The sequence below is a fragment of the Paenibacillus tyrphae genome, assembly GCF_024158745.1.
In the GTDB taxonomy this organism is placed as follows: domain Bacteria; phylum Bacillota; class Bacilli; order Paenibacillales; family NBRC-103111; genus Paenibacillus_G; species Paenibacillus_G tyrfis_A.
This window is the reverse complement of sequence record NZ_JAMZAW010000012.1, coordinates 135,621-162,612: the sequence shown is the minus strand read 5'-3', so window position 1 is coordinate 162,612 and position 26,992 is coordinate 135,621. Positions and strand designations below refer to the sequence as shown.

Here is a 26,992-nt window from a genome sequence, read left to right as displayed (position 1 = left end):
TGGAGCAGCCGTTTTAGGTTCAGCCGGATGTTTTCCGGTCTTCCTCCGTCTTGCGGGTTTCGCCGGAGGATTTTGAAGATTCGTTCGTCTTTTTGGAATCGGTCTGTTTCTTGGCATCGGTCGATTTCTTCGGATCTTCGGCAGATTTCTTGGTGCTTTCGGGCGATTTTTTACCACCCTCGGACGATTTGGTGCCTTCCTCGGTCGTTTTCTTGCCTTCGGTATTTTTGCCGGTTCCCTGCGTCTTGCCCGATTCTCCTGTCTTCCCGGTTTGCGTTTTATCCGCATCTGTCTTCTTGCCCGTTTCCGTTGTCTTCCCGATCTCGGACTTTTTGCCCTGCTCCGCCTTCTTCGGATCGGCGGCTTTGCCGGAATCGGCAGGCTTTTTTGTCCCGTCCGCTGGCGGTTTGACGGCTGTTTTGGACGTTCCGTCGACGATGCCCGTCTCCTTCTTCACAGGCGGCTTCTCTTCCGCTTCGGACGGAATCGTGCGGGACGGGCCAAGCGTAATCCGTCCTTCCTTGTCAATCTGCGCATTGACGGACAAGTTCGTCAGCTTCTCGAGCAGTTGGTCCCTGGCCTCGTCGATCATCGGGACCGGCTGAGCCCACTTGGTCAGAATCGGTACCATGCTTAGGTCGCAGCTTCGCTCCTTGGTGCAGGATGCTTCCAAAATCATGCTTTCCCAAGTGTTCGGATTGTCATTGGTCGTAAATATAAAATTGCCCATGCTGTAGGCGATCCATTTGCCCTTGTACTGCTCGAAGCCTTGAACGACATGCGGGTGACTGGCGACGATGAGATCCGCGCCCTGATCGATATACTGCCTTGCCAGATCGGTCTGCGACTTGACCGGGTACGCCTTGCGCTCTTCTCCCCAATGGGCGATGACGACGACCAGATCCGCCTCGGCTCTCGCTTTGGCGATGGCTTCAAATGCTAGTTTCGTGCTGTAGGTCTCTGCCATTCCCGGCTTCGATTTGCCGGCGTACCAGCTCGTATCGGGAATGACCCGGCTGAAGCCGAGGAAGGCGATCTTCATGCCTTTTTGCTCCATAATCACGTAGTCATACGCTTCGTCCGAATTCCGGCCCGCACCGACGTGCTTGATGTCCTGGGCATTAAGATAATCCAGCGTATCGAGCAGCCCTTCGACGCCATAGTCCATGCTGTGGTTGTTGGCCAGATTGACCAGATCGACGCCCGCACGCTTCAATTCGGGCAGCGACTGCGGTGACGACCGGTACACATATTCTTTCTCCTGGGCCGCGCCTCTTGTCGTGATCGGCGTTTCCAGATTCGCCACCGTAATATCCGCCTTCTCCAAGTACGGCTTGACATGCTTGTACGGATAATCGTAGCCGTTCTTTTGGAGCAGGTCATCCACCTTGCTGCCGAACATCACATCGCCCACGAACGTGAGCTTGACTCTGGTGGATTGCTCCTGAGGCGCCGTCGCCGTACCGCTCTCCGCTGTCGGCGGCTTCTCTGGAGAGACGCCCGGAGTCGTCGTCGCGGGCGGCTTGGACATCGCTTCGATCTTCGGAGGCAAATCCAGTCCGCCCCCTTTGTCCCGCTCCTGCGGAGGGTCCAGCTTTTGAATCAAATATGCGAAGGCGCCAGCCGTGATGAGGCTTAACAAGCCAATTTTTATCCAGAGCGTTCTTTTCTGCTTCTGCTCCTTCTCCTGTTCATGCTTTTCCTTACGCGATTGCTCCGTATCAATCGGTTCCTTCTGAATCTTAACCTACCCCTATCCTATCCCGCTGCGAATCAGCGCATATGTTCTCTTTGCTTTCCCATTATAGCAAATCACCCGCCTGTGGTCATGGGGCACAATTACCTAAAAAAAACGATTGCCAAGCCCCCCCTTATTCTGGTAATATAGATTTTCTCTCGACTTTTTAGGCAACTCACCTCAATCCGCCTCATCCCTCGCCGAACCCGGCGAACCGGACTTCGCTGCCGTTACCAGCAAAGCTCCAATCCAAGCTTACGGAGGTGTCTATGCTTTTCCCTGTCTTAATGAAGAAAGCGTTCGCACGCAATCTGCAGTACCGCTTGTCCCATGCGGTCAATACGGTTGCCAGCATCGTCTTCGGGCTGATCTACGTCTCGATCTGGCAGGGCATCGGACAGCAGGACGGCATGCACGGCTACAGCCTGCAAACCGTCATCCATTATGTCGCGCTGAACCAAGCGACGCTGTGGGTTACGTTGTTCGTGACCAACGGACTCGGGATCGAGCGCTCCGTACGTACAGGACAGATCGCAACCGACTTGATGCGTCCCGTTCATCTGTTTTACCAGTTGATGTGCCGCGAATGGGGACAAATCGGCTACCAATTGCTCTACAAGACGATCCCCATCTACCTGATTTACATATGGATGCTTTCGCTTCCGGTTCCGCACAGTACCGGCACCTGGCTCGCTTTCGCCACGGCGCTTGCGATGGCCGCCTATATGAATATTTGCGTGAATTACCTCATCGGCGTAACGGCCCTCTGGACTACCGAATCGACTTGGCTGTTTTGGGTTCACAATTCCATCTCAAGCGTGCTTTCCGGCTTTCTTATTCCGATCGAATGGCTGCCGCAATGGCTGCAGCGCATCGCGTACTTGACGCCTTATCCGTACATGCAGTACATTCCAAGCAAAATTTATTTGGGCCTCGCTTCCCCGTCCGAAATGTACGGCGGTCTTTTGTGGTGCGTTCTGTTCACTGCGCTTTGCCTCGCCGCAACCGCTATTGTGCGGAATAAAGTGGAGGTGCAGGGCGGATGAGCACGATACGCATGTTTTTGCTGCTGGTCAAAGCCAGCGTCCGCAGCCGGATGCAGTACAAATTCAATTTCTGGCTATCCACCGTGCTCGCGGCTCTTGTCAGTATGATGGACTTTTTGCTGCTTTCCGTGATTTTGTGGAAATTCGACTCGATTCAAGGCTGGAGCTTGTACGAAATCGGCTATTTGTATGCCACCATCCTGCTGTCCAAAGCGCTCTACCGCAGCTTCGCCAACGACGTGCATCATCTGGAGAAATATTTGGTCTCCGGCGATTTGGACCAGCTGCTCGTCCGCCCGATTCCCGTCTTGCTGGCGCTAATGTCGCAAAATTTCCGCCTGATGCTCGGCGAATGGGTGCAGGGCGGCATCATCCTGACGCTTTGCCTAGGACAAATGATTAGCTCGGGACAGGTGACCGCAGCGGCCATTCCGCTCACTCTCGTCGTTCTGGTGACGGGCGCGGCGTTATTGTTCGCTATCGGACTCGGCACCGCAACGTTCGGCTTCTGGACGACACGGGTCGGCGAACTGCAAAATTTGACGGAAGATGCCGCAAACAAAGCCGTGCAGTATCCGATGGAGCTGTATCCCGGATGGCTGCGGACATTGCTGCTCACCTTGATCCCTGTCGGGATGGCAAACTACATGCCGGCGCTATATATCGTGAAAGGCGAATTCGGCTGGTGGCTGCTGCCCGCCGTCATGGCTTTTGCCGTCGTGTTCCTGTGGCTCATGCTGCGGTTTTGGCGGTTCGGCCTGAGCCGCTACCAGAGCAGCGGAAGTTGATTTTACTAGGACTTCCATAACTGCCAGATCTGAAAGGAGCGAATGAACCGATGATTGAGGTTAGGCATTTACATAAAAGCTTTCGCATTCCCGCCCCCCATTTAAGCCGGTGGGAGCGGATCAAAGCGGCCGTAACCGGAGGCGGGGCGGAAAAAACGGCCGTCCGCGATATCAGCTTCACGGTCGGCTCGGGCGAGTTCGTCGGATATATCGGTCCGAACGGCGCCGGAAAATCGACGACGATCAAAATGCTGACCGGCATTCTGCACCCGACCTCGGGCGAGGTGCGGATCGACGGCATGAGCCCGCATAAGGACCGCCGCCGGGTCGTTTCCCGGCTCGGCGTCGTCTTCGGCCAGCGCAGCCAGCTGTGGTGGGACTTGCCCGTACGCGATTCGTTCGATATTTTGTGCGCGATGTACCGCATCGACCGTCAGCGGCAGCAGCGGACGCTGGCAGAGCTGGACGGGCTGCTCGGCCTCGGCGAATTCGCCGATACGCCGGTCCGCAAGCTGTCGCTCGGCCAGCGGATGCGGGCCGATCTTGCCGCCGCACTGCTGCACGAGCCGGACATCCTGTTCCTTGACGAGCCGACCATCGGACTGGACGTCATCGCCAAACGCAACATTCGCGGGCTGCTGTCCAAAGTAAACCGGGAACTCGGCAAAACGGTGCTGCTGACGACTCACGATATGGACGACATCGAGCAGCTCTGCGACCGCGTCATGGTGATCAACCACGGGTCGCTGGCGTACGACGGAACAATCGGGGAGCTGCGGGAGCGCATCGGACTGCCGACGATTTTGCGCGTATCGTTTGAAGCCGAGGTTTCTCTGGACGATGCTACGGAGCCGGAGTCGGGCTTCACCGTTGCGGCTGCGAACGGCTGCGAGCTGACCGTCCATTTCAACCGACAGGAGCTGCCCGCATTGGAGGTGCTCCGCCGGCTGGAGCGATATGGAACGGCCCGGGACGTTCATATGGAGGAGCCGGATTTCGAAGAGATCATTCATAAAGTGTACTAAGACGCTGACAAAGCGGTAAAAAATAAGAACCTTCCGAGAATACCGTTCTCCGAAGGTTCTTTGCATGTGCTATAATGGAAGGATCAGCCACTTGGGAGCTACAGAAACAGGAGGAACCTTACATCATGGACAACATTGCCGTCATTTCCGACATCCACGGCAACTTGCCTGCGCTGGAGGCGGTAGTTGGGGATATTCGCCGCCGCCGTATCCGGCGCATCGTCTGCCTCGGCGATCTGGTCGGCAAAGGACCGCAGCCGTGCGAGGCGGTGGACCGCATTCGCGAGCTGTGCGAAACGACGGTGCAGGGCAACTGGGATCACGGCATCAACAACCCGCAGGACAAGGAAACGGGCTTGTGGCAGCAGCGCCAGCTCGGGACCGAACGGCTCCGCTACTTGCGCGAGCTGCCGTTTTCCGCCGAGCTCCGGCTAAGCGGACGCCGCGTCCGTCTTTTTCATGCTTCCGCGCAAAGCATTTATCATCGTGTGCTCCGTAAGGCTAATAAGAAGGAAAAGCTAGCAATGTTCCAAAATACGGATCAAACGGGCGGCTTTGCGGGCACGGAGCTGACCCCGGACGTCATCGGCTACGGGGATATTCACGTTCCTTACGTCCAGACGCTGAAGTCGAAGGCGGGACAAGGTCTGCTGCTCTTCAACACCGGCAGCGTCGGCGCACCTTACGACGGGCTCCCTTATGCGAGCTATGCCATTCTGGAAGGAGAGACGTCGCATCCGGCCTGTCTGGAGCCTGCTCCGTTCTCCGTTCAGCTCGTCCGCGTGCCTTATGACGTCGAGAAAGCCGTCGCCGTCGCCGAACGCGTCGGTCTGCCCAATCTGGAGCGTTTCGTCGGCGAAATTCGCAGCGGGATCGAGCGGAAATAACGGGCTGGCATTCGTGTCACGCCCGGGATAACCAATCGTCCCCTTGCCCCGAACACGTTTGCATCGCAGAAATAATGGGAGTATACTCGAATCATGTCGAACGTTACATTACATAGACCAGCACACAGATGACGGCAAACGTGTTATTCGGTTTGCATGCGATGGTCAGCTTGAAAAGAGGCGAGCTCGCGTGGCGAAATGGCAGGTTAACTTAATCGTATTATGGGTGGGACAATTTTTGGTCATGGCCGGCATGACGATGATTGTTCCTTTTTTGCCTTTGTATTTGCAGGAGCTGGGCCTCCATGACCCTCATAGCGTTGCTACTTGGGCCGGAGTCATCTTTGCGGGGAATTTCGTCACCTCCTTTATCTTTCAGCCGATCTGGGGCGGACTCGCCGACCGGTACGGGCGCAAGGTGATGCTGCTGCGCTCCGGCTTCGGCATGGCGATCGTCATGACGCTGATGGGCTTCTCAACCAGCGCTTGGCATCTGCTTCTGCTCCGCCTCTTGAACGGCACGGTGTCCGGCTTCGTGCCAGCAGGAGTCGCGCTTATGTCGGCTACCACGCCTCGGGAGAAGGTCGGCTTCGCGATGGGCACGCTGCAATCCGGCTCCGTCGCCGGGTCGATTCTCGGGCCGTTTCTCGGCGGGCTGCTGGCGGAATGGATCGGGTTCCGCAACATTTTCTACGTGACGGGCGCTACGCTCTTCGCCGCCTCGCTGCTTGCAGCGCTGCTGGTGAAGGAAACGTTCGACACGAAAAAAGCGCTCCAGAAGCCAAAGCAGTCCATGCTGGCGGCATTCAACGAGCTGAGGCGCATTTCGCAGCTTCCTTCGCTGTACTCCGTCACCTTCTTGATCCAATTCTCGCTGCTCAGCGTCATGCCGCTTCTCCCGCTGTTCGTCCAGCAGCTTCACGGACAGGACGAGATGCTGGCGTTCTACGCCGGTCTGGTTGGATCGGTGACCGGCTTCTCCAATATGATCGCTTCGCCGGTATTCGGCAAATTGTCCGACCGGATCGGGCCGGAGAAAATTCTCGTGACGTGCCTGCTCGGCGCCGCCGTGGCTTCGATCCCCCAAGCCTTCGTGCACAACGTGTGGCAGCTCTGCGCGGCCCGGTTTTTTCTCGGCATTTTTCTCGGAGGACTGCTCCCTACGGTGAACGCGCTCATCCGGAAATATACGCCGAACGGGATGGAAAGCCGCTCCTACAGCTTCAACACGAGCGCGCTTGCGCTCGGGAACATGCTGGGCCCCGTCGTTGGCGGAGCGATCTCCGGCGTGATGACGATCCAGCAGCTTTTTCTCGTTTCGGCCGTCCTGCTCTTGATTAACGGCTTGTGGGCTCGAAAATCGATTCTGCTCCGACAAAAATCGACCCAATCCCCTTCATAACCACGCTTTGGCGATCAACCTGTAAGCCTTTGGTGCTTTAACATCCTGGGCTTGCAGGATTTTTTTGCCAAAAATCTATGATTTTCTGCCCATTTTACCCGAAAATTTGACAAATCAGTGAACTTTAATGAAAACTTAGTAAATAAATTATGCCATTTTTCCTAACAAGAAGGAAAATGTATCCGATAATAAGAATGTAAGAAATAGTAAAGAAAATTAAATAATTTTTTCCTCCTGCTTGCCTATTTATGGTGTTTCCAAAGGAGGTGAACCAGAAAACCGCTATGATCCGTCATCTATCGTTCCCCGGGAAGCATCCAATTCAACAGAGAAAAGAGGAAGATAATTCATGATGCAATCACAAGTTGTTGAGACGATTTCGACGATCATCGCAGAAGAACTTGAGAAAGCAAAAAAGTCGAATCCTTTTTTCACCCGATTTCCCGAGAGCGCACAGCCGGAAAATTTCAAATGGTGCATGCACTTATACCATTTGTCCAAGCATTTCGGAGAGCTTCTTAAGCTGCGCTGGGAACGGTTCCCGGATGTCGGACACGATGTCTTCTCCACCCATTACGAGGAAGAGAAGGACCACGCCGAAATGCTCCGCCAATGGATGACGGATTTGGGGCTTGACGACCCCGAACAATCGTTTCCGAATTATGAGACCGAGGACTTCATTTCGCTCCAGTACCGCGCTGTCAGCTCCATGAGCGAAAACTTGTCTCTGCTTCTTGTGAACAGTACGGCGGAAGGCTACGCCCTTGCCATGTACCTGCACGCCTACGCGATTTTGAAAAGAGCCGGATTTACGAATCTGGAGTATTGGGAAGTTCATTGCGAGGCGGACGAGGAGCACAGCAGCGTCTATCATCTCATTCAAGATATGAACGATCAAGAACTAAAGGAAGCCGAGCATTTGGTTCGATACACGTGCCGTTCGCTCGATATCATGCTCGCGTCCTGGTTTAAATAGGAGGAAAATAATAGATATGGCATTCGAAGACGTTTTTAAGCATCACATTGACCGCACGAACAATGTTTTGGCCTGGCAGGTACTCGATTCGTTGACGGTGGAGGACGCCACCCAAGCAAGCGAGCTGGTAAAAAGCAGCCTTTCTACGATGAGCGGAGCCAAGCTTCTCGTCGACAACCGTTTCATGATAAAAAACGGCCGCCCCATCGTCTTCTCTCCCGAAGTGAACGCGATCTGGGAACAGCTTCAGGGCGGCATTTTGACTCAAGTGTCCCAGTGCGCCGTGCTGTGCAGCGGATCGATTATGAAAATGCAAATGGACCGCATCGCGCGGGCTTCCGGATTTATCAACGTGCTGCAAAGCTTCTGGAACGACGATCCGAGCGTCATGAAAAAGGAAGCCTACGTCTTTCTGGGCATTTCGTCCAACGAGCTGATCGACAGGCCCATTAGCGTATAAATGCGGCATATATAAATAAGGCCAGGAACGCTTCAGACGCGCTTCCCGGCCTTATTTTATTGCTTGCGCGAATGCGCGAACCCCTCTAGCACCGTGCAATCAGCTCCGCGAGAAGCGCCGTACGGAACGGAATTTCATCTAATCGGATATACTCGTCAGGCGAATGGGCGTAATCGCCCCGGGCCCCCAGTCCGTCCAGCGTCGGCGTGCCGACGGCAGCGGTAAAATTGCCGTCGCTGACGCCGCCCGTATGCGTCTCCTCCAGCTCGACGCCGAATTCGGCACGGGCAATCTCCCGGGCCAGCGCGAACAGCGCCGCCGTCCGGTCCGTCCGCTCCATCGGCGGACGCATCATCCGGCCGGTCAGCTGCAGCCGGGCTTCCGGCAGCACGGGAGCCAGCTCGCCCAGCGCCTGCTCGATTCTCCGGGCCTCCTCCGCCGTGGCGACGCGGATGTCGATATCCCCTTCCGCGTGCTCCGCCACGACGTTGGAGCCGATGCCTCCCTTGACGACGCCGACGTTCACCGTCGTCCCGACAGCGGGATCGGTTAAAGCATGCAGCCGATGGATCTGGGAAGCGAGCTCCTGGATCGCCGAGACGCCTTTTTCCGGGTTCACGCCGGCATGCGCGGAAACGCCCTGCACTGCAAGCTTAAACCGGCCGCTTCCTTTACGCGCCGTCTTCAGCGCGCCGCTCGGCTCCATCGGCGGCTCCAGCACGAAGGAGACGGCCGACTTCCTGGCCTGTTCTTCGATAAAAGCCCGGGACGTCGGACTGCCGAGCTCTTCGTCGCTGTTGAGCAGGAGCACGATTTTTTTATCTGCCGGGAACCGCCCCGACTCCTGCAGCGCCTTGACCGCAAACATCGCCTGCATCAGCCCCGCCTTCATATCGTAGACCCCAGGCCCGTAAGCGCGTCCGTCCCCGATGCGAAACGGCCGATGCGACGCTTCTCCTTGCGGCCAGACTGTGTCGAAATGACCAACCAGCAAAATCTGCTTATCCCCTTGCCCTACCTCGCACAGAAGCCGGTCGCCGTACACTTCGTTCGGAATCCGGACGACTGTACCTCCGGTAATTTCCTTGAATTGACCCGCGTACCAGTCCGCCATCCGGTCATTCAGCGCTTTGTCGGCGGACGGCGAATCCATATTGACGCTTGCTTCAAGCCGCGCCAGCATCTCGGGCAAATATTGTTCAATCCGATCTTTTATTGACTTCACACCGCAGCATCTCCGTTAATGGGAATGCGAATTCGATCCGAACAAACGGTCCAATCCGTATCCCCTTTCCAATATAATGATGAACACCAAGCTCAGTAAAATCACGACGGACGATACGGACGCGACGAGCGGGTCCAACGTTTCCTGCATGTAGCTGAACAGCGCCATCGGGAGCGTCGTTGTCGTCGGGGAGACGAGAAATAACGACACCGTCACGTTATCGAACGAAGTCAGGAAAGCGAAAATCATGCCGGATATAATCGCCGGCTTCAGCAGCGGCATCGTGATATCCCAGAAGACGTTCAAAGGCTTGGCGCCCAAAATGTAGGCCGCCCTCTCCAGCGTATAATCGAAGGAGCTGAGCCCCGTCAGCACGAGCCGGACCACATACGGAATCGAGATCAGCGTGTGCGCGAGCAGCAGCCCGGTGAACGTGCCGGCCAGTCCAATCCGCGTGAAAAAGAGCAGCGCCGCAATCCCGATGATCAGCGCGGGAACGGTCAGCGGCGACAGCAGCAGCCCGTTGATCAGCCCTTTGCCGGGAAACTTGTACTTGTGCAGCGCAAGTCCCGCGATGGTGCCGAGCAGCGTGGAAATGACGGCGGTCAGCGCCGCCAGCTGCAGGCTAAACCAGAACGAATCGACGAATTCCGGCCGGTCGAAAATTTTGGCATACCATTGAAAGGAAAATCCGACCGGCGGAAACGACAAATATTTGGCCGACGTCAGCGAGGTCGGGATGATGACCAGCAGCGGCGACACGACGAACAAGACGACGAGAAACGTGATAATGCCGAGCGGCGAAATTCGTTTGGTCATGAGGAGAACACCTCTTTATAGCGCCGCGTTTCGATAAGCCGCGTAAACAGCGAGACGAGCGCGATGGTCGAACCGAGCAGCAGGAACGAAAGCGCCGCTCCCAGCGGCCAGTTGAGCTGGGCCATAATTTTTTCGTAAGCGATGACCGGCAGCACTTTCACGGATGTGCCTCCCATCAGCGCCGGCGTAACGAACGCGCTCATCGACAGGCTGAACACGAGCGTCGTTCCGGCGACAATGCCGGGCAGCGTCAGCGGAAGCGTTACCGTGAAGAACGTGCGCACCTTGCCCGCGCCGAGAATGCCGGCCGCTTTATAAAGCGAGCCGTCGATCTGGTACAGGCTCGTCGCGATGGCGAGAATCATGTACACGATCAAGGAATCGGTCAAGCCGATGACGACGCCGAGCTCGTTATAGAGCAGTTTGAGCGGCGTGTCAATGAGCCCCAGCTTCAGCAGCGTGCTGTTGATCCAGCCCTTCTCGCCCAGGATGACGACCCAGCCGAAGTTCCGGATGACGACGCTGATCAAGTGCGGGGAAATGATCAGGAACGTAATGATGCCGCGCAGTTTGCCCGACGTCTGGGCCATGAACATCGCCACCGGATAGCCGAGCACCAGACAGGCCAGCACCGAGAGCAAGCCCATTTTGACGGTTCGCCATAAAATTTGAAGATAGTAAGGATCTTTAAAAAAGATCGTATAGTTCTCCAGCGTGAACTGCCCCTGCTTTCCCTCCAGACTGAGAAGAAAAATATAAAACATCGGCAGCAAAAACACGCCGGCGACGACGGCCAGACTTGGAAGCAGCAGCAGGGCGGCGCTCCGGACAGCGGATGACTTGCCTTTACCCATCGGTCTCATGCCCCTTCCTTGGGAAAACGAACACGTCCTCCGGCTTCCATTCCAGCCATACCGAATCACCGACCGACCATTCGCGGTCCTGACGGTCGGAAGGAATGCGCACATTCAGCGTATACCGGCCGACCTGCACCTCGCATTCGGCGTAAGCCCCGAGGAAGGAGATCAGTTGGACGACGCCCTGCACCCGATTGACGCTGCCGGAGGAATTCTCGCCGCTCCCAGCTGCAAAGCCGATCCGCTCGGGACGAACATAGACGGAGACGGCGTCTCCCGCTTGAAGCGCAATGCCTTTGAACGCAGCCCGCAGCGGATGCCCGTCCTCTGTCACGAGCGACAGGGTCTGGCTTCCCACTGCCTCCACTCTGCCGGACAACCGGTTCGACTTGCCGATGAACGTATGTACGAACTCGGACGCCGGGCGGTTGTAAATTTCCCACGGGGTGCCGATCTGCTCCACCTTCCCGTGATCCAGCACCACAATCCGGTTGGACAGGTAAAGGGCCTCTTCCTGATCGTGCGTCACGAAGATGGTAGTCAGACCGATCTCCTGCTGCAACCGCTTTAACTCGTCGCGAAGCTCTTCGCGCAGCTTGGCGTCCAGGTTACTCAGCGGCTCGTCCAGCAGCAGCAGCGACGGCTCGGTCACGAGCGCGCGGGCGATGGCGATGCGCTGCCGCTGGCCTCCCGAAAGCTGCTTCGGGTAGCGGTCGGCCACGTGAGGCAGCTTGACCAGCTCCAGCACCTTCCGCACCCGCTCCTGCATTTCCGCCTTTGGCGTCTTGCGCAGCTTCAGCCCGTACGCCACATTTTCAAAGATCGTCATATGCGGGAACAACGAATAAGTCTGAAACACCATGCCGAGATCCCGTTTGTTGGACGGCACGCCGTTCATCTTTTTACCCTTAATAATCAGCTCGCCCTGATCCGGCTCAAGAAAGCCCGCGATCATATTGAGCGTTGTCGTTTTGCCGCAGCCGGAAGGACCGAGGAACGAAACGCATTCCCCCTGCTCCACTTGCAGATTGAACTGTTCCACGACCACGTTGGATCCGAACTTTTTCTGAATGCCTTTGAGCTCCACATCGATCGTTTTTATCATGTCGTTCACCTATTTGCCGACTTTCGGCGCAATTTCTTTATTGAAGCGGTCGAGCCACTCCGGCGTTTTGCTGCTGATAACTTCGTAATCGAATTTGACGGCTTTCTTCATGTCGAAGCTCAGCTTCTTGGAAATATCCATCGGCAGATTTACCTTGGTTGCCGGATTGTAGTACAGCTTGGTTGCGTACATCGCCTGTACTTCGTCCGAAAGCAGGAACTCGATGAACAGCTTGGAGGCGTTCGGGTTTTTCGCCCCTTTGACCATCGACGCTACGGTAGGCACCAGGTTCGCACCTTCCTTCGGGATGACGAATTCGAGATCCAGGCCGGCGTCCTTCTGTACCAAGCTGCGTGCCATCGTCCAAGCCGTATACGCAGCCGTCTTGTTTTGCAGGTTTTGCTGCAACTGCGCTGCGCTCTTGGCGAAAGTCGGCATATAGCCCGCAACCGTTTCCAACTTTTTAAAACCAGACTCCATATTTTTCTCCGAGCCGCCGTTTGCATAAGCAAGCATGATCAGCGCGGAACGGCCGAAGTTGCTGGAAATTTCGCTGAGCGTCAAATTCCCCTTCATCTCCGGACGAGCAAGATCGTTCCACGACTCCGGCACCGGGAGGCCCTTGGACTTCACCATTTCCGCATTATATGAAATACCCATCGGGGTAAAGTTGACCGCTACGCCGCTGTTGTCCTTCACCTTCAGTTCGGGAGAAACCTTGTTCATGGACGGAACGTCCTTATCGTTCAACGGCTCCCACAGCCCTTCCGCACGGCCGGCTTCCTGCTCGCCCGCTTCGATCACGGTTACGTCGATTTGCGGAGCGCCTTTTTGCGCTTTCACTTTGGCCACGATTTCAGTGGCGACGCCGGATACATAAGTGAGCTTCACATCGGGATATTTTTCATTGAATTTTTTGAACACTTCGTCCTTCATCATTTGCTCTACCGTAGCTCCGTTACCGGAGATCACGAGCTGCTTCTCCGGCTTCGTACCGCCGGCTTGTTCTTGCCCCGCTTCACCCGATGCCGCCGGCTTCCCTGATCCGCATGCTGCGAGCAGCGAGCCGCAAAGCGTCAATACCGCTAGAACCCCCATTTTTTTATTCATTGAAATTCCTCCTCGGATGTGGTATCGTTCACTATACGTGAACATCGTTTACTATACGAGAAACACAAGGAGATTTTAGCACGTAACTTGGATAAAGCGCAATAGTTTATTTTTATTAAAACGTTTTCAATGTTATGTTTTCTAACATGCGAAAGCGAATTCTGGGAAAATTGCCCGCTTTATGTTACACTTACTCTACATTTCAAACCGTCCCTCAACTCAACGACGGCAAGGAGCACGAAGGTTATGGACAACCATTTATCCTCTGTCAAAAACGGCTGCAAGCTGCTGAAATTATTTCTCGATTCTCCAAAAGAGCTCGGCGTGAGTGATTTGAGCCGCAAGCTGGAGCTATCCAAGGGTGCGGTGCACAAGCTGCTGATGACGCTCGAAAGCGAAGGTTTTATCAAGCAAAATCCCGCAACCAAGCAGTATTCGCTCGGCTATACGCTGCTGGAGCTCGGCAACAAGGTGCTGAAAAATCACAATCTCGTCGATTTCGCCAGACCGTTTCTTACCCAGCTCTCGGATAAGACCAAGGAGCTCGTCACGCTGTGCGTCATTGACGGTCAGGATGCCATTTATGTCGATAAAATCGACTCGCAGTATCCGATCCGCTTCAATGCGGAGGAGCACCGGCGGTTTCCGATGTACGCCACCTCGGCGGCGCGCGCCATTTTGGCTTACCGGGACGACGCTTTCATCGACGAAGTGCTGGGGGATCAATTGAAAACGTATACCGCATATACGATTACCGACGCGGAGACGATGAAACGCAGGCTGGAGGACATTCGGACGAAAGGATACGAGCTGAGCTCAAACCTGCGCAATGTCGGCGCGACCGGGATCGCAGCGCCGATCTTCGATGCCGACGGGAAAGCGATTGCGTCCGTCAGCGTGATCGGCCCGACCGATCGTATGCTGCCGTACCATGAACAGTGGATTCAAGAGGTGGTGGGGATTACACGCGCCATATCGCACGAGCTCGGCTATCGGGGGACAGGGACCACAGGGGCTTAGAGCGGAGGTTTTACAGACAAAAGAGACGGGTTCCCTCGTCGCCACGACCATGGGAACCCGTCTCTTCGCTATATGTCTACATCTTCACCTGCCTGCCTCTATCCCCGCACTCTTGCAATGGCGAGGCCATCATACGCCGGCAGCAGCACGCCTTCCAGACGCGGATCGCGCGCTATGCTTTCGTTAAATTGGCGCATCTTCGTCACGGCGTTGCCGGTCTGCTCCGGATCGGTCGTCTTGCCGCGCATCAACAGGTTGTCGCCGAGGATGAGCGCGCCCGGCCGGGCCAGCTTGATCGCCCATTCCAAATAATTCGGATAGTTGCCCTTGTCCGCATCGATAAAGAACAGATCGAACCGCCGTCCTTCCGCCGACAGCGCCTCCAAACTATCCAGCGCCTCACCGATCCGGTATTCGACCTTGTCGCCGAGCCCCGCTTCGCGCAAGTGCTTGTGCGCCAAGTCCGCATACTCCTGCTTCAGCTCCAGCGATACCAGCTTGCCGCCGTCGGACAGGCCGCGCGCCAAGCAAATGCCGCTGTAGCCGCCCAGCGCCCCGATCTCCAGCACCTGCTCCGCGCGAACGAGCCGCGTGAGCATCGTCAGCAGCCGGCCGTACCCCGGCGCGATTGAAATTTCCGGCATCCCGTTCTCCCGGATGCCTTCCTGCACCCGCTCAAGCTCCGCATCGGGCTCGAACAACCCTTCCAAATACGCTTCCGCCGATAATGGCATCTCCGTCATCTCCGTTCTTCCTCCTCCGTTTGGTCCTCGTAGGGCGTACGGCTGTACCGTTCCTTACCTTTGTTCCCGCCGCCGTTGTATAATCGGGGCCAATCGCCTATACTAGTTTATTGTATGGCTTTTCCAAGGAGTGAGCAAGCGTTGACATCGAACACCATTGAATTGATTGCTACCGCCCCCATGGGCCTGGAAGCCGTTGTCGCCCGGGAAGTCCGCGACCTCGGATACGATCAGGTGACGGTTGAGAACGGCCGCGTCACGTTCGTCGGAGACGCACTGGCGATCGCACGGGCGAACCTGTGGCTGCGGACCGCCGACCGCGTGCTGGTCAAAATGGGACAGTTCCCGGCGCGCACCTTCGACGAGCTGTTTGAAGGCGTCAAAGCGCTGCCTTGGCCGGAATGGATTCCCGAGGACGGCGAGTTTCCGGTCGAAGGACGCTCGCATAAATCGCAGCTGTCCAGCGTTCCCGCCTGTCAGGGCATCGTGAAGAAAGCCGTCGTCGAAAGCATGAAGGTGCGCTACGGAACCGAATGGTTCCGCGAGACGGGCGGCCGCTTCGTTATCGAGGTCGCGCTGCTGAACGATATCGCGACGATTACGCTGGACACGACGGGCCCCGGGCTGCACAAGCGCGGCTACCGCAAGCTGGTCACCGAAGCGCCGCTGAAGGAAACGATGGCGGCAGCCATGATCCTGCTCAGCCGCTGGCAGCCGGAGCGCCCGCTGTACGATCCGTTCTGCGGCTCGGGGACGATCCCGGTCGAAGCGGCCATGATCGGCTGGAATCTGGCACCGGGCCTGAGACGCAGCTTCAATGCAGAGGCGTGGCCGCTCGTCCCCGAGTCGTTATGGCAGGAAGCGCGCGAAGAAGCGTACGATCTCGTGCGCGACGACGTGCCGCTGCAGATCGCCGGTTCGGACCTCGACCGCAGCGCGATCGAGGTTGCCCAAGCGTCGGCCAAAGCGGCCGGACTGGCCAAGGAGCTCAGCCTGCAGACACTGCCGGTAGCCAAAGCGCGGCCGCAAGGAGATTACGGCTGCACCATTACGAACCCGCCTTACGGCGAACGACTGGGCGACCGGAGCGAAGCGGAACGCGCCGTCCGCGATTTCGGACACTTGTATGCGCAGCTCCCTACCTGGTCCGCTTTTGTCCTGACCCCGGCCAAGCAGTTTGAGCATTACATGAATCGGCCGGCAGACAAGAAGCGGAAGCTGTTTAACGGACGAATCGAATGCCAATTGTACCAGTACTTCGCACCCGGCGGCTTATACGCATGGCGCAAGGACCGGGAGACGAACCCAAGCCCTGAGCAATAAGCTCAGGGCTTCTGAGTGTCGAGAAAGTGGTCAAATGGGATAATAGAGGTTACGTAGGGGTGGGGTATCCACTTCCGTTTGCATCTCTATTTTTGTAAATGCCCACTTTCTTGACAAGCTAAGCCCTAAGCAATAAGCTCAGGGCTTGATTTTTGCCGGCCGCACCGGCTTAAAATACCATACGTAGAACAACCGGGACATCCCGAACGTGAGAAACAAGCTGATCCAGCTCCAATACCAGGTCCAGTGCAAGTAATCGATAAGCCGGGTACAGCGCTCGATCACGTATTCCGGCACCATGATTCCGGTCGTAAAAGCCGCGTAATACGCGAGCTTCGCCCATCCGCCCCGGCGCTCGGGATAATACAGCATAAAGAAAATACAAATGACCGGATAGACGAAATATTCGAATGTAAAGCTGGTGGCATTCACCTTCCAAAACAACCGGACCGGGTAGGCAATCCATTCCCACTCGACCACAAGAAGCCCGAGCAGCCAGGTGACGCACTGTTTAAATAAAAAAACCATAAGCGCGACGCGATACTTCTCTTTCGGAATGAGTAAAAGGGAAGCCAGTGTCATCCCCCAGACGAAGAAAAGAATCCACTGCTCGATGAATCTGCTCATAACCGTTTCTCCGATAAGCCTGCAACAGACTTTCCCGGTTCCTCCCGAACGAACCACAGGAACACCTGCCGGGTAATATAGAGCTCACCCGGAAAGGTAAGATATAGCCAAGCCGGCGAAGCGTGAAATTTCACAAGCGATGTGAAGTGCCCAAGCAAACTGTAAAACGCGACGAAAAGCGTGGCAAACAGCGCATAATGCCCGATCTGACGGGCCCTGCTTTTCCACTCGGGATACGTATAGTGAAACCATACGGCATAAGCCGGAAACAAGATAAACTCAGACGTAAAATTAATCGATGTCGCCCTCGGCAATTCCCGCACCGGAAATTCGAACAAGGACAAGCTCGTCAGCACCAAACTCAACAACCAGGTCAGTGCTTGAAAAATAAAGATTAGAAGCACAGTGGCTCTCACACGTCGGCGTCCGGTCATACCAAGCAGTAGCACACTGGCGATCCACATCAAAAACAGGATGGATTGTTCCTTGGCCATAGGGGTATCAGTCCTCCGTTGCAACTTCATCGGATTCGACGATGAATGTTGTCAACAATGTCTTGAACGACACCATCCAATATTTCCATTTGCCTGCCGCTTTAACCTTCCTGACCCCTTTTTGGCCAAAAGCAAAAAATCCTTACGAGACCAGAGCAATGATTCAGCTTGGGCCTTGTAAGGATGTATTCGATTTATTCAAGCTAAGTCTCGACGCGGGGACGGGCCGGGTCGCAGACGGGCGCTTTATACTCCGATGACTGAGAAAGCTTCATCAGGTAGTAGCACTCCTCGCGAGACATATGATCTGCCATTAAAGGCGACAAAGTCCCGAGCGCCTGCTTGCTAAGCCGCAGCTCCTCCAGCTCCCGCAGAAACTGCATGAACAGCGCCATTTCGAGCTCCACTTCTTTGCCGAAACGTAGCAAAGCCGGAAATTTCTTCACATTCGCGCGCAAATACCCGGCCAGCTCGACCGCTTTTAAATAAAATTCGCGAAAATGCTGATCGAACGTCCGTGCCATCTCGTTCAAACGCGATTCCGCCATATCGAGATCGCTTGCGATCGAGCTCGCATGCCCGTAGGCATCCTGCAGCCAAACCAGATGATGATGAAGCTCATGGAACACGGGGGCCGGTTGCCCGGAAAGCAGACTCCCCAGCACCCGCAAATATTCCTCAGCCTCGTTCACCATATGGCTCAGAAACGAAGCCGACAGTCCGATTGTGATCTTCCCGATCAACTGCCTCTGCAGCAGATGCAGCTTGAAGCTGCGCAATTGCTGCGTCAAGCGGTACGCCTCCCGCGTAATCTCGCTTAGCCGCTCGCGCTCTTGCGTCTTGCGGGCACGCTGCAGCAGACCGTCGAAGGCCGCGATCACTCCCCGGGCCCGCGTCACCTCTTCGGATTCGTCCGCAGACAGCGAATCTTTAATAAACCGGGCATGATCTCCCATCACCTGCAGCCAGAACCGGTGTTCGAACGCCGCAGATGTCTCGAAATCCGTTGCCATCCCTGTCTCTGCCTCCCCGTTGGCCGATAAGCCGTCATGTGCTACAAGCATCGTATGCACCACGACCGGGGCGAGTGCCTATTCGAAAGAGAGAATCGGGATCGGCAGGCGGCCGCTAGGCGTGACGGAGGTCTTGCGCCCGGCAGCTCCAATAATCGAAGAGCGACATGAACACTTCATTGTCCGCTTCGCACCGCACGGAAAGCTTCACTTCGCCGCGCCAATAAAACGTAATGACCTGCCGGCTGCGCCCTTTAACCATTTCGACGTCCCAGCAGGAGGATGCGAGCTCGTACACCTCGCGATTAATGAACATTTTCGGGCCTTCGCTCGACAAAAAGACGCCGACGAAATCGTTGCCCACTTTGGTATAGAAGCCTTGCTTCGTCATGATGCTCCGTCCTTGGCTCTGATCTGCCATCCGTTCTCGCTCCTTTATATGCAAACAAAAAGACTCTCCGTTGACGGTACGGGAGTCCGCATCTATCATCGCGCGTCTCCGTGCCTTCGGTAAACTGGCTGGCATCACGCAACCTCGGCGCCTTAGCCTCTATAGCTTTGCGCCCGCGGGCCTTCGCCCGGTTTGCCTTTATCGAGCACGCTCGAAAATTGTCTTTTTGTGTATGATTGAATCTCATCTCTTAGGATAAAAGATCAACCCTATAGAATACATAGTTCTTACGGCCTATTTTCATGAATTTTCATGTGAATTATGAAACATTTTATAGACTTGCTGACCTTTCCAGTAAAAATATATTCCCGCCACCGTTACGACTGCCATCACGGAGAACAGCGGACCGCCTCCCCATTCCGACAAAAGCACACCGCCCGCCAAAGGACCGAGAAAATGCCCGAGATTCGTAAACGACTGCGCGCCGAAGTACGTGCCCCGCATTCCTTCCGGCGCCAATCGGTCGATCAGCATGTTCGTTGCCGGAAAATTCAGCACTTCCCCGACGGTGAACAAAACCATGGAGATCATAAATCCGATCCAGCCGGTGGATACCGCATAGCCGACATCCCCAAGCGCAAACATGAGACCGCCCACCGCAATGGCGGCCATCGGACCGCGGCTTTCGAACATTTTCGACAGCGGCACCTGCAGCAGGACGACCGTCACCGCATTGATCGTCATCAGCAGCGCGAACAGCGTCGCCCCGTCGGCTACGCTTTGCTGCACGTATTGCGATAAGGTGGCCATCATCTGCGAATAGCCGATCGCGCCGATAATCCCGCCTGCAATGTAATAACGGAATACACGGTCGCTCGCGATGACCCGCCAAGCCGAGCGGACCGTCACCCCGCTGCGGTGCTCCCCTTCGATCTGACGAATGCCGAACGCCTGCAGCAGCGCATAGAGCAACCCCGCGTAGGTCAAATAAATGAAAGCCGTAACCAGAAACGGCAGCCAGGCTTCGAACATGCCGAAGTAGGCGCCGAGCAGCGGTCCGACGGCCACGCCGACATTGATCGCAAGATAACGCATCGTGAAGACGTTAAGCCGCTTTTCTTTCACCGTCACGTCGGCCATCAGCGCTTGCGATACCGGCTCGTAGAGCGAACGGCAGAGCCCGTTCAGCATATTGAACAGCATGAAGAGCAGCGGCGATTTGGCAAGCGCAAAGCCGGCAAAGACGATCACCCAGCCGATCAAGGCAACCATCATGATGAACTTGCGTCCCAGACGGTCGGACAAAGCTCCGCCGACGAAGCCGCCCGCCATGCCGGCAAGCGAGCCGATGCCGATGATCGCGCCGATCGTGATCGGATGCAGCCCCGACTCCCGCGACAAATAAATGGCCAGAAACGGCATGCTCATGGACGAAGCGATCCGCGCCAGAGCGGTTCCTACAAGCAGCACATGCACGATCGGATGATACTCGCGTAAAAAATGAAGCAAACGAGACTTTACAGCTGCGAACATCGTACCGACCTTCTCTCCGTGTGTAACCCCCGGTATATTTAACCTTCGGTAAAATTAGCCATGGAATGAAACAGGATTTCATTATACAGCAATTGGTCGAGCCTGCCCAGACATTCGGCAAAAAATAATGGCGTGACGAAAAAGAGCCCGTCCGCCTGGACGAGCTCTTTCTGCACTGACGATTTTATTTTAATTCTTCGCCGACCTGGATGAGGTACATTTGCGTCGGGTTGCCGTTCACCTTCAGCTGGCCTTGGTCGTCGTAGCCGTCCACGCCGAAATCGTTGTCGTTTACAACGGCGATCGTATGCTTGTCCACTACCGCAAGCCCTTCCAGCTTCTCGTGCGGGTAACCCAGCTTCGCCACGTCCACGATCAGCTCCTTGCCGGCCGGCACGATGCCTTTTTCCTTGATTTGCGCCAGCGTCAGCTTCTCCAGATTGTCGCTGTGCTCTGTGCCGAGCAGATTGGTTGCCGCCGAGAAGTCCGCCCGGTAAATGCGCTTAATTTGCGCTTCCTTGCCGCTGTTTTTATCGCGCTCGTCCACCAGCAGCACATCGGTGCTCAAGGCGGATAAGTCGCTGATGACGACGTCCTTCTGCTTCACATTCATGAACGAATCGGCGTTCTCCGCGATGTACAAATATTCGCCGACGACTTTTTTGGCGGCCAAATCCATCTTCAAGATGCGCATATTGCGGGACGCTTCGCCCGTCTTTTTATCCGGAACCGCCATCGGGCTCTGGATCGAAGCGTACAAATATTTGCCGTCCGGCGAAATCGTGACGCCTTCGAAGCCGCGGTTCGGAATCCGTTTCGCGTACACCGCCGGCAAAATGTCATAAATCTCCGTTTGCGCGCCCGCCGCAACCAATTGCTCCTTCGCTCCCTGCGGCACGTACCGTCCGACAACCGTACCGTCGCGTTTCACCTGCAGCACGGAAGGACGGTACTCGTCCGATAACCAGAACGTATCGTCCACCGGGTTATAGGCGATGCCTTCAAGGTCCAGCCCGTCCGGATCGTAAGCCAGCTTCTTCGTGCCGCTGCCGTCGTACGGAACTTCGTCGCTGCCTTCCATGTTCGGCAGACCGGTGAGCTCCGCCGTCTTGCTGAACTTGTCGGTTTTCCCGGCCGGCAAATGCAGCTTGATCGTTTCGAGCACTTCGATCGTTCCGCCGGCCGCTTTAATCTTGTAGATGCGCGGCACGTACGCCTCGTTCGGGAACGTGCGCAGCTTGTCCTTGCCGAACTCGCCGTTCGGCCCACGGTCAGCCAGCGTATAGAACACGTCGGCCGGGTCGCCCGGCAGATGGATCAGCCCCGAGAAGCCGCCCTCTTTCAAGTTGCCTACCAGCGTCCCCGGATTTTTCCATTCGTGTACGGCTGCAACCTTCGGCATCTCCTTCAGCCGGATCGACTGCGTCCATTCGTTCCATTCCACCTGCTTGCCCAGCGCTTCTCCCAGTGCGCGCAGCGGGACATAGGTACTGCCGTCGATCAGGACGGGAGCCTTGTCCGTCTTCACTTCTTTACCGCCCGACCAAATGCCGAACTTCGTGCCGATCGCTTCCATGCCGCCTTCTGCGGCTGCTGCGGTCTGCGCTCCCATGAGCGTCATTGCGGCGAGCGACAGGACCAGCCATTTTCTCTTTTTCAACCAACGTTTCATCATGACGATACCCCTCCGGCGAATCAAACTAGGTTCTTGGACTCACTTTTCTTAGCATAGTTGCCGATTGTTTCGACGATGTAAAGGGCATATGAAGATTTTGTAAAGCCTTGCAGCCATAAAAAAAACTCCCGGCCGCAAACTGCGCCAGGAGGTTCGTCCATCATTTCTTCTTAATATACTTGCTTGCTTTCTCGATCGCTTCGTCTTCCGTTGCGCCGGTCACGTACCGGCCGTTAATATAAATGAAGGCAAACCGCGAGCACGGACCGCAATAGGACTTGCAGCCGACTTTGATGTCGGCGTCAGGCGCCAGCTTCTGCAGCTTCGGCAGCGCGGTTTTCATTTTCATATGCTTGCATTTGTCGCAGACGCGAATATCGTTGGCCATGCGGAGTTATCCTTTCTGAGGCATCCGGGCGGCCGATTAATGGTCGCCGTGGTTGCCTTTGCTCGGATTGGTGACCGCAAAGCCTTCCTCCGGCAAATAGAAGTAGTCGACGCGCACGCCGTCCAGCAGCGGCTCGTCCTTCTGCAAAATAACGTCGATCCCGCTGTCGGTGGTCACGACCACGTCATTTTCCGTAGGTGTGTCCATTCCGAGCCCGTAGTGCGCATGATCGCCGTGCTTGTGCGTTACATATACGCGAAGCTTCAATTCTTTGTTTTCCTCTTGTTCCATCTCAGCCAAAAGCACTTTGGCGGCATTGCGCGAAATTTTGCATTTCATGTTCAGGCACATCTCCCACTAATAAGCATTTTCCCCTTATTGTATATAAACCCGGGAACGAAAGCAACCTTCCGCAGCCGGTTCACAAATGCTGGTAAGAAGCCGCCCCTTTCTGATATGATTACAGGTATATGAACTCACGCACGAATGGAAAGCGAGGAGACTGCGAGATGTCATTGACGGAAAGCAAACAAAACCGGCACCCCGGCAATTATGTCCCCAAGCAGCCGGTTCATATCGAGTGCTCGATCGAAAAAGCGCTTGACGTGATCGGCGGCAAATGGTCGTTTCTCGTTCTGCGGGAGCTTTTCGGAGGAACGAAACGGTTTGGCGAGCTGCAGCGCAACATTTCAACCATCAGCCCCAAATCGCTGACGGATACCTTGCGCCACTTGGAGGAAAACGGCGTGCTCGAGCGGACGGCTTATCCGACCGTCCCCGTTACGGTCGAATACACGCTGACGCCCAAAGGCGAGGATTTGCACCGAATGTTAAAAGAAATGAAGCTGTGGGCGGCCAAATGGTGCTGACCCTGAGATTCCGAGGTGACCTATGATTTCTTTTTACCGCAAATATTACAAAACGATCTTCGACATCGCTTTGCTTGTGATTACCGTGTACCTGTTCATGTTCGTCTTCAGTTACCTGTACCGCATTGCGACCCCGATCTTCCTGGCGTTTATCGTTTACATGATCATCGAGCCGTTCGCGCGCTTCCTGCACCGCAGGGGCATCAAGAAGGCGATCGCTTCCGCGATTTCGACCATCATTTTCGTGCTCATCATTCTGGGAGCGATTACCGGCGCCGGAGTCATCTTCACGAGCCAGATCGTCAACCTGAAAGACAAGTTGCCCGAATATGCCGCGGTGCTGACACAGGAAATCGCCAAGCAGACGGACACACTGCAAGACCGCTTCGGCACGCTGCCGACGGCAGAGATCGTGAATAAAGCGAAGGAATATTCGGCGGAAATCGCGAAAAAAGCGACCGAAATCGCCCGCTCGTTCCTGACCAGCACGTTTACGGTCCTTACGTCCTTTTCGGCTTTCGTGGTGAACTTCGTCATTGCGATCATTCTCGCCTATTTTCTAAGCATCGAGATCGAATCTTGGAAGCGGATCGCGGAGGACAAGACGCCCAACACGTTCAAGAAAGCGTTCCACTTTCTCCGCGAAAACGTGCTGATCGGCATCGTCACCTATATCAAGGCGCAGGCCAAGCTGATTAGCGTGACGTTTGCCGTCATCTTCATCGCGCTGCTCGTCATGAATATCAAAAATGCGTTTTCCATCGCGCTGCTGTCCGCCATCTTCGACGTGCTGCCGCTGCTCGGCGTCTCGACGCTGTTCATTCCGTGGATTATCTACCTGTTCGTGGTCGGCCAAACGACGCTGGCCATCTGGCTCTCCGTCCTGCTCGCGGTCGTAATCTCCGCCAGACAAATCCTGGAGCCGAAAATTACGGGCGACTCGCTCGGGGTGTCCGCTTTTACGATGCTTTCCTTCATGATCGTGTCGCTGTCTCTGTTCGGCGTGGCCGGACTGATTTTATCGCCGATTCTCATCATCCTGATCAAAGCGCTGTACGAGCAAGGCTACTTGAAGAAATGGATCCGCATGCCGGCGGAGGAGTACGAGCCGGAGCTTCCGAAGAGCAAATAGCGGCGTCTATAGAGAAGAAAAGAGCTGCCGGCGGGCAGCTCTTTGTTGTATTGATTATGGTTTAGGTGGCGCCGTATTTGCGCTCTGCCCGGTCGGTGAACCAGTTCATGAGCAGCATCGTAACGGCGATATCGTCCAGCGGAATCAATGGCAGCGCATCGGGCATAATCCAATACACGAGCGCAGGGACGAAGAACAGCAGCTTTTCCCCTATCGGCACTTTGGGCGAGCGCAGCAGCGGGAGAATTCGGCGGAATACATGACCCCAATGCCGCAGTGACCACAATCGCTTCCACATGACGAATCGTCCCCTTTCCTTGTACGAATGGCCTCTCACTCCAGTATACACCATCTTTCGTCAATCCTGAAATGATTCGACAAATCCCGACAATTTCAACCCGTTTACAGCTTTTCCCCCATCCAGCATAATGAGAGAGTGACATTCCAACCTTTACCAAGGAGTGATACCATGTCCAAGAAAATACTTGTACTGACAGGAGACGCGGTTGAAGTATTGGAGGTGTATTACCCGTACTACCGGCTGTTGGAGGAAGGGTACGAAGCGGTCATCGCCTCGCCTGTGAAGAAGACGCTTCACACCGTCGTGCACGATTTCGTCGAAGGTTGGGAGACCTATACGGAGAAGCTCGGTCACCGGCTTCCGTCTCATATTGCCTTTGCGGAAGTGGACCCGTCCAAATATGACGGGCTGATCATACCGGGTGGCCGGGCGCCGGAATACATCCGTTCCGATGCCAATGTCCCCCGCATCATCACTCATTTTCTGGAAGCCGACAAGCCGGTTGGAGCCATATGTCATGCGGCTCAGGTGTTCGCCTCGCTTCCGGACTACGGCTATTTCAAGGGCCGCACCATGACCGCGTATACAGCTTGCCGCCCCGATATCGAGCGCCTCGGCGCCACCTATGGCCCGGACACGCTTCATGTGGACGGAAAGCTCGTCACCGGGCATGCCTGGCCCGATCTGCCGGGATTCATGCGCGAATTTTTGAAGCTTTTGAAGTAAAGTGAAAAAGAAGTGCTTCCGCCACGGATCACTGGACCTTCGCGGAAGCACTTCTTTTTTGACTGTGCCGGAGCAGCCTCTACAGCTTCAACCCTTCCAGCATGATTCCGATCGCGTCGTCGTACATTTGCGGGAACTGTTCGATCGGTAGAGGGTTGATGCCGATTCCCGCTTCGATGGTGAACCCTAAGCGGCCGAACTCCTGAATGAACCAATCCTTATAGCCGGCATCGCTGCCTGTCAGCTTGACGGCCCGATAGCCGCTCGCCTTCGCCAGCCGGTGTGCCGCTTCTTCGGCTTCCGGCGGCTCCTGCCCCCGGTAGTTCCAATAAATTTCTCTGCCCTGCGTATGGAACGCCATCACTAGGCGAAACGAATGCCCGTAGGTGAACGCCTCCATCGCCTGCGCTTCCGGCTCGGACAGCGGCGCAGGTCCCGCATAGTCCCGCGGACCCGGACCGGGCACCTCCCGCCTGTCGCGTTCCGCCTCCCAATGGGCCGGAAACTGGTCGTTCAGATCGACGCCGCGGATGTTCGCTTTCCAGCGGGAAAACTGCTGCGAATCGTAATTCCACCGGAGCAGTTCCTCATAATAAGGATGCTCCGGCGTAACCCCTTGCTGCACAAGCTCCACGCCGTCCGGATTGACCATAGGCACGACCCACAGCGAGGTTTGCTCATATAGTGCGGTCATATCCCGGTTGCGCAGCGGCTTCCTTCCGGCATAGGCCGATGCATAATCCTCGATGAACTTCATCAGCAGCAGCGACGTAATCCATTCGTTCGCATGAAACGCCCCGTTATAATGCACTTCCCGCGGGCCGGTGCCGATGCGCACCGCCGGAATATCTTTTCCGAGCACGGATTGACCGATGACGGTCATTTCCAGAAAAGGATACGTGTCCAGCAGCCGGTCCAAATCATCCATAAGCTCCGCATAATCGTACTCCACGTCCGTTTCGACAATCGTCAAGCCTTTGCTTACGGGAAGCACAATGGTTTGTCCGATCCGCAGACGACGCGGGTCCGCATCAGGGTTGGCCGACTGGAGCTCCGGCAACGAAATATTGAACCGTTGGGCCAGATCCCACAGTGTATCCCCCGCTTGAATGACGTAGCGGCTCGTCGTTCTTACGGGAATGTGGATAACTTGGCCGGGATACAAGTAGCTGTGTTCTTTTAAATGCGGATTTGCCCCATAAAGCGCCGTCACGTTCATACCGTACCGTCGTGCGACCCGATGGAGCGTATCTCCGCGTCTGACGACGTAAGGAAATGTCATCCGACAGCCCTCCTCAGCTCACTGCCCGAACGCGAAG

At 55.8% G+C, this 26,992-nt stretch carries 29 protein-coding genes and 1 riboswitch; of the genes, 12 read left to right on the top strand and 17 right to left on the bottom strand.

Annotated features, from left to right (window positions below; genetic code table 11):
- Nucleotides 1–19 precede the first annotated feature (19 nt).
- On the bottom strand, nt 20–1,642 hold the full coding sequence (locus NI000_RS19325; RefSeq protein WP_253413088.1) for a CapA family protein: 1,623 nt from the start codon (nt 1,640–1,642) through the stop codon (nt 20–22).
- Nucleotides 1,643–2,025: 383 nt separating this feature from the next.
- On the opposite strand from NI000_RS19325, the gene NI000_RS19320 reads away from it, so the two are divergent.
- The 7 genes from NI000_RS19320 (at nt 2,026) to NI000_RS19290 (ending at nt 8,322) form a co-directional block, all read left to right on the top strand.
- Entirely contained in the window at nt 2,026–2,784 is a 759-nt protein-coding gene (locus NI000_RS19320; protein WP_253413087.1) for an ABC transporter permease, read from the top strand.
- Nucleotides 2,781–3,572, top strand: a complete 792-nt coding sequence (locus tag NI000_RS19315) for an ABC transporter permease (RefSeq protein ID WP_253413086.1) — start codon at nt 2,781–2,783, stop codon at nt 3,570–3,572. The genes NI000_RS19320 and NI000_RS19315 overlap by 4 nt, the downstream gene beginning before the upstream one ends.
- A gap of 50 nt (nt 3,573–3,622) precedes the next feature.
- Complete coding sequence (locus tag NI000_RS19310) at nt 3,623–4,597, top strand: ABC transporter ATP-binding protein (protein ID WP_253413085.1); 975 nt, start codon at nt 3,623–3,625, stop codon at nt 4,595–4,597.
- 125 nt (nt 4,598–4,722) lie between these two features.
- Nucleotides 4,723–5,484: a metallophosphoesterase family protein gene (locus NI000_RS19305; protein WP_253413084.1), complete on the top strand. Its 762-nt coding sequence runs from the start codon at nt 4,723–4,725 to the stop codon at nt 5,482–5,484.
- 190 nt (nt 5,485–5,674) lie between these two features.
- Entirely contained in the window at nt 5,675–6,886 is a 1,212-nt protein-coding gene (locus NI000_RS19300; protein WP_253413083.1) for an MFS transporter, read from the top strand.
- A 349-nt stretch (nt 6,887–7,235) separates the two neighbouring features.
- Nucleotides 7,236–7,862, top strand: a complete 627-nt coding sequence (locus tag NI000_RS19295) for an iron-containing redox enzyme family protein (protein WP_253413082.1) — start codon at nt 7,236–7,238, stop codon at nt 7,860–7,862.
- 16 nt (nt 7,863–7,878) lie between these two features.
- Nucleotides 7,879–8,322, top strand: a complete 444-nt coding sequence (locus NI000_RS19290) for a hypothetical protein (RefSeq protein WP_253413081.1) — start codon at nt 7,879–7,881, stop codon at nt 8,320–8,322.
- An 85-nt stretch (nt 8,323–8,407) separates the two neighbouring features.
- On the opposite strand, the gene NI000_RS19285 is transcribed toward NI000_RS19290, so the two are convergent.
- The 5 genes from NI000_RS19285 to NI000_RS19265 are packed head-to-tail and all read right to left on the bottom strand — an operon-like array spanning nt 8,408 to nt 13,438.
- Nucleotides 8,408–9,505, bottom strand: coding sequence for a M20 family metallopeptidase (locus NI000_RS19285; RefSeq protein WP_253413171.1), 1,098 nt, complete (start codon nt 9,503–9,505; stop codon nt 8,408–8,410).
- Between the two features lie 57 nt (nt 9,506–9,562).
- Nucleotides 9,563–10,366, bottom strand: a complete 804-nt coding sequence (locus NI000_RS19280) for an ABC transporter permease (RefSeq protein WP_253413080.1) — start codon at nt 10,364–10,366, stop codon at nt 9,563–9,565.
- Entirely contained in the window at nt 10,363–11,220 is an 858-nt protein-coding gene (locus NI000_RS19275; protein WP_253413170.1) for an ABC transporter permease, read from the bottom strand. Before NI000_RS19275 ends, NI000_RS19280 begins: the two co-directional genes overlap by 4 nt.
- Nucleotides 11,213–12,328, bottom strand: coding sequence for an ABC transporter ATP-binding protein (locus NI000_RS19270; RefSeq protein WP_253413169.1), 1,116 nt, complete (start codon nt 12,326–12,328; stop codon nt 11,213–11,215). The genes NI000_RS19275 and NI000_RS19270 overlap by 8 nt, the downstream gene beginning before the upstream one ends.
- 9 nt (nt 12,329–12,337) lie before the next feature.
- Entirely contained in the window at nt 12,338–13,438 is a 1,101-nt protein-coding gene (locus NI000_RS19265) for an ABC transporter substrate-binding protein (RefSeq protein ID WP_253413079.1), read from the bottom strand.
- Between the two features lie 246 nt (nt 13,439–13,684).
- On the opposite strand from NI000_RS19265, the gene NI000_RS19260 reads away from it, so the two are divergent.
- Nucleotides 13,685–14,458, top strand: a complete 774-nt coding sequence (locus NI000_RS19260; RefSeq protein WP_253413078.1) for an IclR family transcriptional regulator — start codon at nt 13,685–13,687, stop codon at nt 14,456–14,458.
- A gap of 98 nt (nt 14,459–14,556) precedes the next feature.
- Here the strand turns inward: NI000_RS19260 and NI000_RS19255 are convergent, their stop codons facing one another.
- On the bottom strand, nt 14,557–15,201 hold the full coding sequence (locus NI000_RS19255) for an O-methyltransferase (protein WP_253413077.1): 645 nt from the start codon (nt 15,199–15,201) through the stop codon (nt 14,557–14,559).
- A 141-nt stretch (nt 15,202–15,342) separates the two neighbouring features.
- Between NI000_RS19255 and NI000_RS19250 the strand changes: the two genes are divergently transcribed.
- A complete protein-coding gene (locus NI000_RS19250) occupies nt 15,343–16,524 on the top strand; it encodes a THUMP domain-containing class I SAM-dependent RNA methyltransferase (RefSeq protein WP_253413076.1) in 1,182 nt (393 codons plus the stop codon).
- A 138-nt stretch (nt 16,525–16,662) separates the two neighbouring features.
- On the opposite strand, the gene NI000_RS19245 is transcribed toward NI000_RS19250, so the two are convergent.
- From NI000_RS19245 to NI000_RS19210, 8 genes are all read right to left on the bottom strand, one after another.
- Nucleotides 16,663–17,151: a CBO0543 family protein gene (locus NI000_RS19245; RefSeq protein ID WP_253413075.1), complete on the bottom strand. Its 489-nt coding sequence runs from the start codon at nt 17,149–17,151 to the stop codon at nt 16,663–16,665.
- The gene (locus NI000_RS19240) at nt 17,148–17,645 is read right to left on the bottom strand and encodes a CBO0543 family protein (RefSeq protein WP_253413074.1); all 498 of its coding nucleotides are present in this window, start codon (nt 17,643–17,645) and stop codon (nt 17,148–17,150) included. Before NI000_RS19240 ends, NI000_RS19245 begins: the two co-directional genes overlap by 4 nt.
- Before the next feature lie 203 nt (nt 17,646–17,848).
- Nucleotides 17,849–18,658, bottom strand: a complete 810-nt coding sequence (locus NI000_RS19235) for a DUF2935 domain-containing protein (protein WP_253413168.1) — start codon at nt 18,656–18,658, stop codon at nt 17,849–17,851.
- A 115-nt stretch (nt 18,659–18,773) separates the two neighbouring features.
- Nucleotides 18,774–19,079, bottom strand: coding sequence for a hypothetical protein (locus NI000_RS19230; protein ID WP_054972180.1), 306 nt, complete (start codon nt 19,077–19,079; stop codon nt 18,774–18,776).
- An 85-nt stretch (nt 19,080–19,164) separates the two neighbouring features.
- Nucleotides 19,165–19,256: riboswitch (cyclic di-GMP riboswitch) on the bottom strand.
- A 93-nt stretch (nt 19,257–19,349) separates the two neighbouring features.
- Nucleotides 19,350–20,582: an MDR family MFS transporter gene (locus NI000_RS19225; protein ID WP_253413073.1), complete on the bottom strand. Its 1,233-nt coding sequence runs from the start codon at nt 20,580–20,582 to the stop codon at nt 19,350–19,352.
- A 184-nt stretch (nt 20,583–20,766) separates the two neighbouring features.
- Nucleotides 20,767–22,257, bottom strand: a complete 1,491-nt coding sequence (locus tag NI000_RS19220; RefSeq protein WP_253413072.1) for an esterase-like activity of phytase family protein — start codon at nt 22,255–22,257, stop codon at nt 20,767–20,769.
- 160 nt (nt 22,258–22,417) lie between these two features.
- Nucleotides 22,418–22,645, bottom strand: a complete 228-nt coding sequence (locus tag NI000_RS19215) for a DUF1450 domain-containing protein (RefSeq protein WP_253413071.1) — start codon at nt 22,643–22,645, stop codon at nt 22,418–22,420.
- 36 nt (nt 22,646–22,681) lie between these two features.
- On the bottom strand, nt 22,682–22,984 hold the full coding sequence (locus tag NI000_RS19210) for a heme biosynthesis protein HemY (protein ID WP_010491539.1): 303 nt from the start codon (nt 22,982–22,984) through the stop codon (nt 22,682–22,684).
- Between the two features lie 170 nt (nt 22,985–23,154).
- Between NI000_RS19210 and NI000_RS19205 the strand changes: the two genes are divergently transcribed.
- Both NI000_RS19205 and ytvI read left to right on the top strand, forming a co-directional pair.
- The gene (locus NI000_RS19205) at nt 23,155–23,514 is read left to right on the top strand and encodes a winged helix-turn-helix transcriptional regulator (protein WP_253413070.1); all 360 of its coding nucleotides are present in this window, start codon (nt 23,155–23,157) and stop codon (nt 23,512–23,514) included.
- Between the two features lie 22 nt (nt 23,515–23,536).
- A complete protein-coding gene (gene ytvI, locus NI000_RS19200) occupies nt 23,537–24,646 on the top strand; it encodes a sporulation integral membrane protein YtvI (protein WP_253413069.1) in 1,110 nt (369 codons plus the stop codon).
- A gap of 61 nt (nt 24,647–24,707) precedes the next feature.
- On the opposite strand, the gene NI000_RS19195 is transcribed toward ytvI, so the two are convergent.
- Complete coding sequence (locus NI000_RS19195) at nt 24,708–24,944, bottom strand: hypothetical protein (protein WP_054972183.1); 237 nt, start codon at nt 24,942–24,944, stop codon at nt 24,708–24,710.
- 171 nt (nt 24,945–25,115) lie between these two features.
- On the opposite strand from NI000_RS19195, the gene NI000_RS19190 reads away from it, so the two are divergent.
- Nucleotides 25,116–25,673, top strand: coding sequence for a DJ-1/PfpI family protein (locus NI000_RS19190; RefSeq protein ID WP_253413068.1), 558 nt, complete (start codon nt 25,116–25,118; stop codon nt 25,671–25,673).
- Between the two features lie 79 nt (nt 25,674–25,752).
- Here NI000_RS19190 and NI000_RS19185 read toward each other — a convergent pair whose 3' ends face one another.
- Nucleotides 25,753–26,955 (bottom strand): M14 family metallopeptidase, encoded by a 1,203-nt coding sequence (locus tag NI000_RS19185; RefSeq protein ID WP_253413067.1) that lies wholly within the window; start codon nt 26,953–26,955, stop codon nt 25,753–25,755.
- Nucleotides 26,956–26,992: the final 37 nt, after the last annotated feature.

Excerpts from the sequence above, each read along its gene's own strand:
- NI000_RS19290 (WP_253413081.1), top strand. The coding sequence starts at position 7,879 with ATGGCATTCGAAGACGTTTTTAAGCATCACATTGACCGCACGAACAAT.
- NI000_RS19205 (WP_253413070.1), top strand. The coding sequence starts at position 23,155 with ATGTCATTGACGGAAAGCAAACAAAACCGGCACCCCGGCAATTATGTC.
- NI000_RS19280 (WP_253413080.1), bottom strand. The coding sequence starts at position 10,366 with ATGACCAAACGAATTTCGCCGCTCGGCATTATCACGTTTCTCGTCGTC.
- NI000_RS19195 (WP_054972183.1), bottom strand. The coding sequence starts at position 24,944 with ATGTGGAAGCGATTGTGGTCACTGCGGCATTGGGGTCATGTATTCCGC.
- NI000_RS19295 (WP_253413082.1), top strand. The coding sequence starts at position 7,236 with ATGATGCAATCACAAGTTGTTGAGACGATTTCGACGATCATCGCAGAA.
- NI000_RS19315 (WP_253413086.1), top strand. The coding sequence starts at position 2,781 with ATGAGCACGATACGCATGTTTTTGCTGCTGGTCAAAGCCAGCGTCCGC.
- NI000_RS19240 (WP_253413074.1), bottom strand. The coding sequence starts at position 17,645 with ATGGCCAAGGAACAATCCATCCTGTTTTTGATGTGGATCGCCAGTGTG.
- NI000_RS19320 (WP_253413087.1), top strand. The coding sequence starts at position 2,026 with ATGAAGAAAGCGTTCGCACGCAATCTGCAGTACCGCTTGTCCCATGCG.
- NI000_RS19235 (WP_253413168.1), bottom strand. The coding sequence starts at position 18,658 with ATGGCAACGGATTTCGAGACATCTGCGGCGTTCGAACACCGGTTCTGG.
- NI000_RS19265 (WP_253413079.1), bottom strand. The coding sequence starts at position 13,438 with ATGAATAAAAAAATGGGGGTTCTAGCGGTATTGACGCTTTGCGGCTCG.
- NI000_RS19190 (WP_253413068.1), top strand. The coding sequence starts at position 25,116 with ATGTCCAAGAAAATACTTGTACTGACAGGAGACGCGGTTGAAGTATTG.
- NI000_RS19260 (WP_253413078.1), top strand. The coding sequence starts at position 13,685 with ATGGACAACCATTTATCCTCTGTCAAAAACGGCTGCAAGCTGCTGAAA.
- NI000_RS19185 (WP_253413067.1), bottom strand. The coding sequence starts at position 26,955 with ATGACATTTCCTTACGTCGTCAGACGCGGAGATACGCTCCATCGGGTC.
- NI000_RS19230 (WP_054972180.1), bottom strand. The coding sequence starts at position 19,079 with ATGGCAGATCAGAGCCAAGGACGGAGCATCATGACGAAGCAAGGCTTC.
- NI000_RS19225 (WP_253413073.1), bottom strand. The coding sequence starts at position 20,582 with ATGTTCGCAGCTGTAAAGTCTCGTTTGCTTCATTTTTTACGCGAGTAT.
- NI000_RS19285 (WP_253413171.1), bottom strand. The coding sequence starts at position 9,505 with ATGCTGGCGCGGCTTGAAGCAAGCGTCAATATGGATTCGCCGTCCGCC.
- NI000_RS19255 (WP_253413077.1), bottom strand. The coding sequence starts at position 15,201 with ATGACGGAGATGCCATTATCGGCGGAAGCGTATTTGGAAGGGTTGTTC.
- ytvI (WP_253413069.1), top strand. The coding sequence starts at position 23,537 with ATGATTTCTTTTTACCGCAAATATTACAAAACGATCTTCGACATCGCT.
- NI000_RS19245 (WP_253413075.1), bottom strand. The coding sequence starts at position 17,151 with ATGAGCAGATTCATCGAGCAGTGGATTCTTTTCTTCGTCTGGGGGATG.
- NI000_RS19310 (WP_253413085.1), top strand. The coding sequence starts at position 3,623 with ATGATTGAGGTTAGGCATTTACATAAAAGCTTTCGCATTCCCGCCCCC.
- NI000_RS19215 (WP_253413071.1), bottom strand. The coding sequence starts at position 22,645 with ATGGCCAACGATATTCGCGTCTGCGACAAATGCAAGCATATGAAAATG.
- NI000_RS19275 (WP_253413170.1), bottom strand. The coding sequence starts at position 11,220 with ATGGGTAAAGGCAAGTCATCCGCTGTCCGGAGCGCCGCCCTGCTGCTG.
- NI000_RS19270 (WP_253413169.1), bottom strand. The coding sequence starts at position 12,328 with ATGATAAAAACGATCGATGTGGAGCTCAAAGGCATTCAGAAAAAGTTC.
- NI000_RS19305 (WP_253413084.1), top strand. The coding sequence starts at position 4,723 with ATGGACAACATTGCCGTCATTTCCGACATCCACGGCAACTTGCCTGCG.
- NI000_RS19210 (WP_010491539.1), bottom strand. The coding sequence starts at position 22,984 with ATGAAATGCAAAATTTCGCGCAATGCCGCCAAAGTGCTTTTGGCTGAG.
- NI000_RS19220 (WP_253413072.1), bottom strand. The coding sequence starts at position 22,257 with ATGATGAAACGTTGGTTGAAAAAGAGAAAATGGCTGGTCCTGTCGCTC.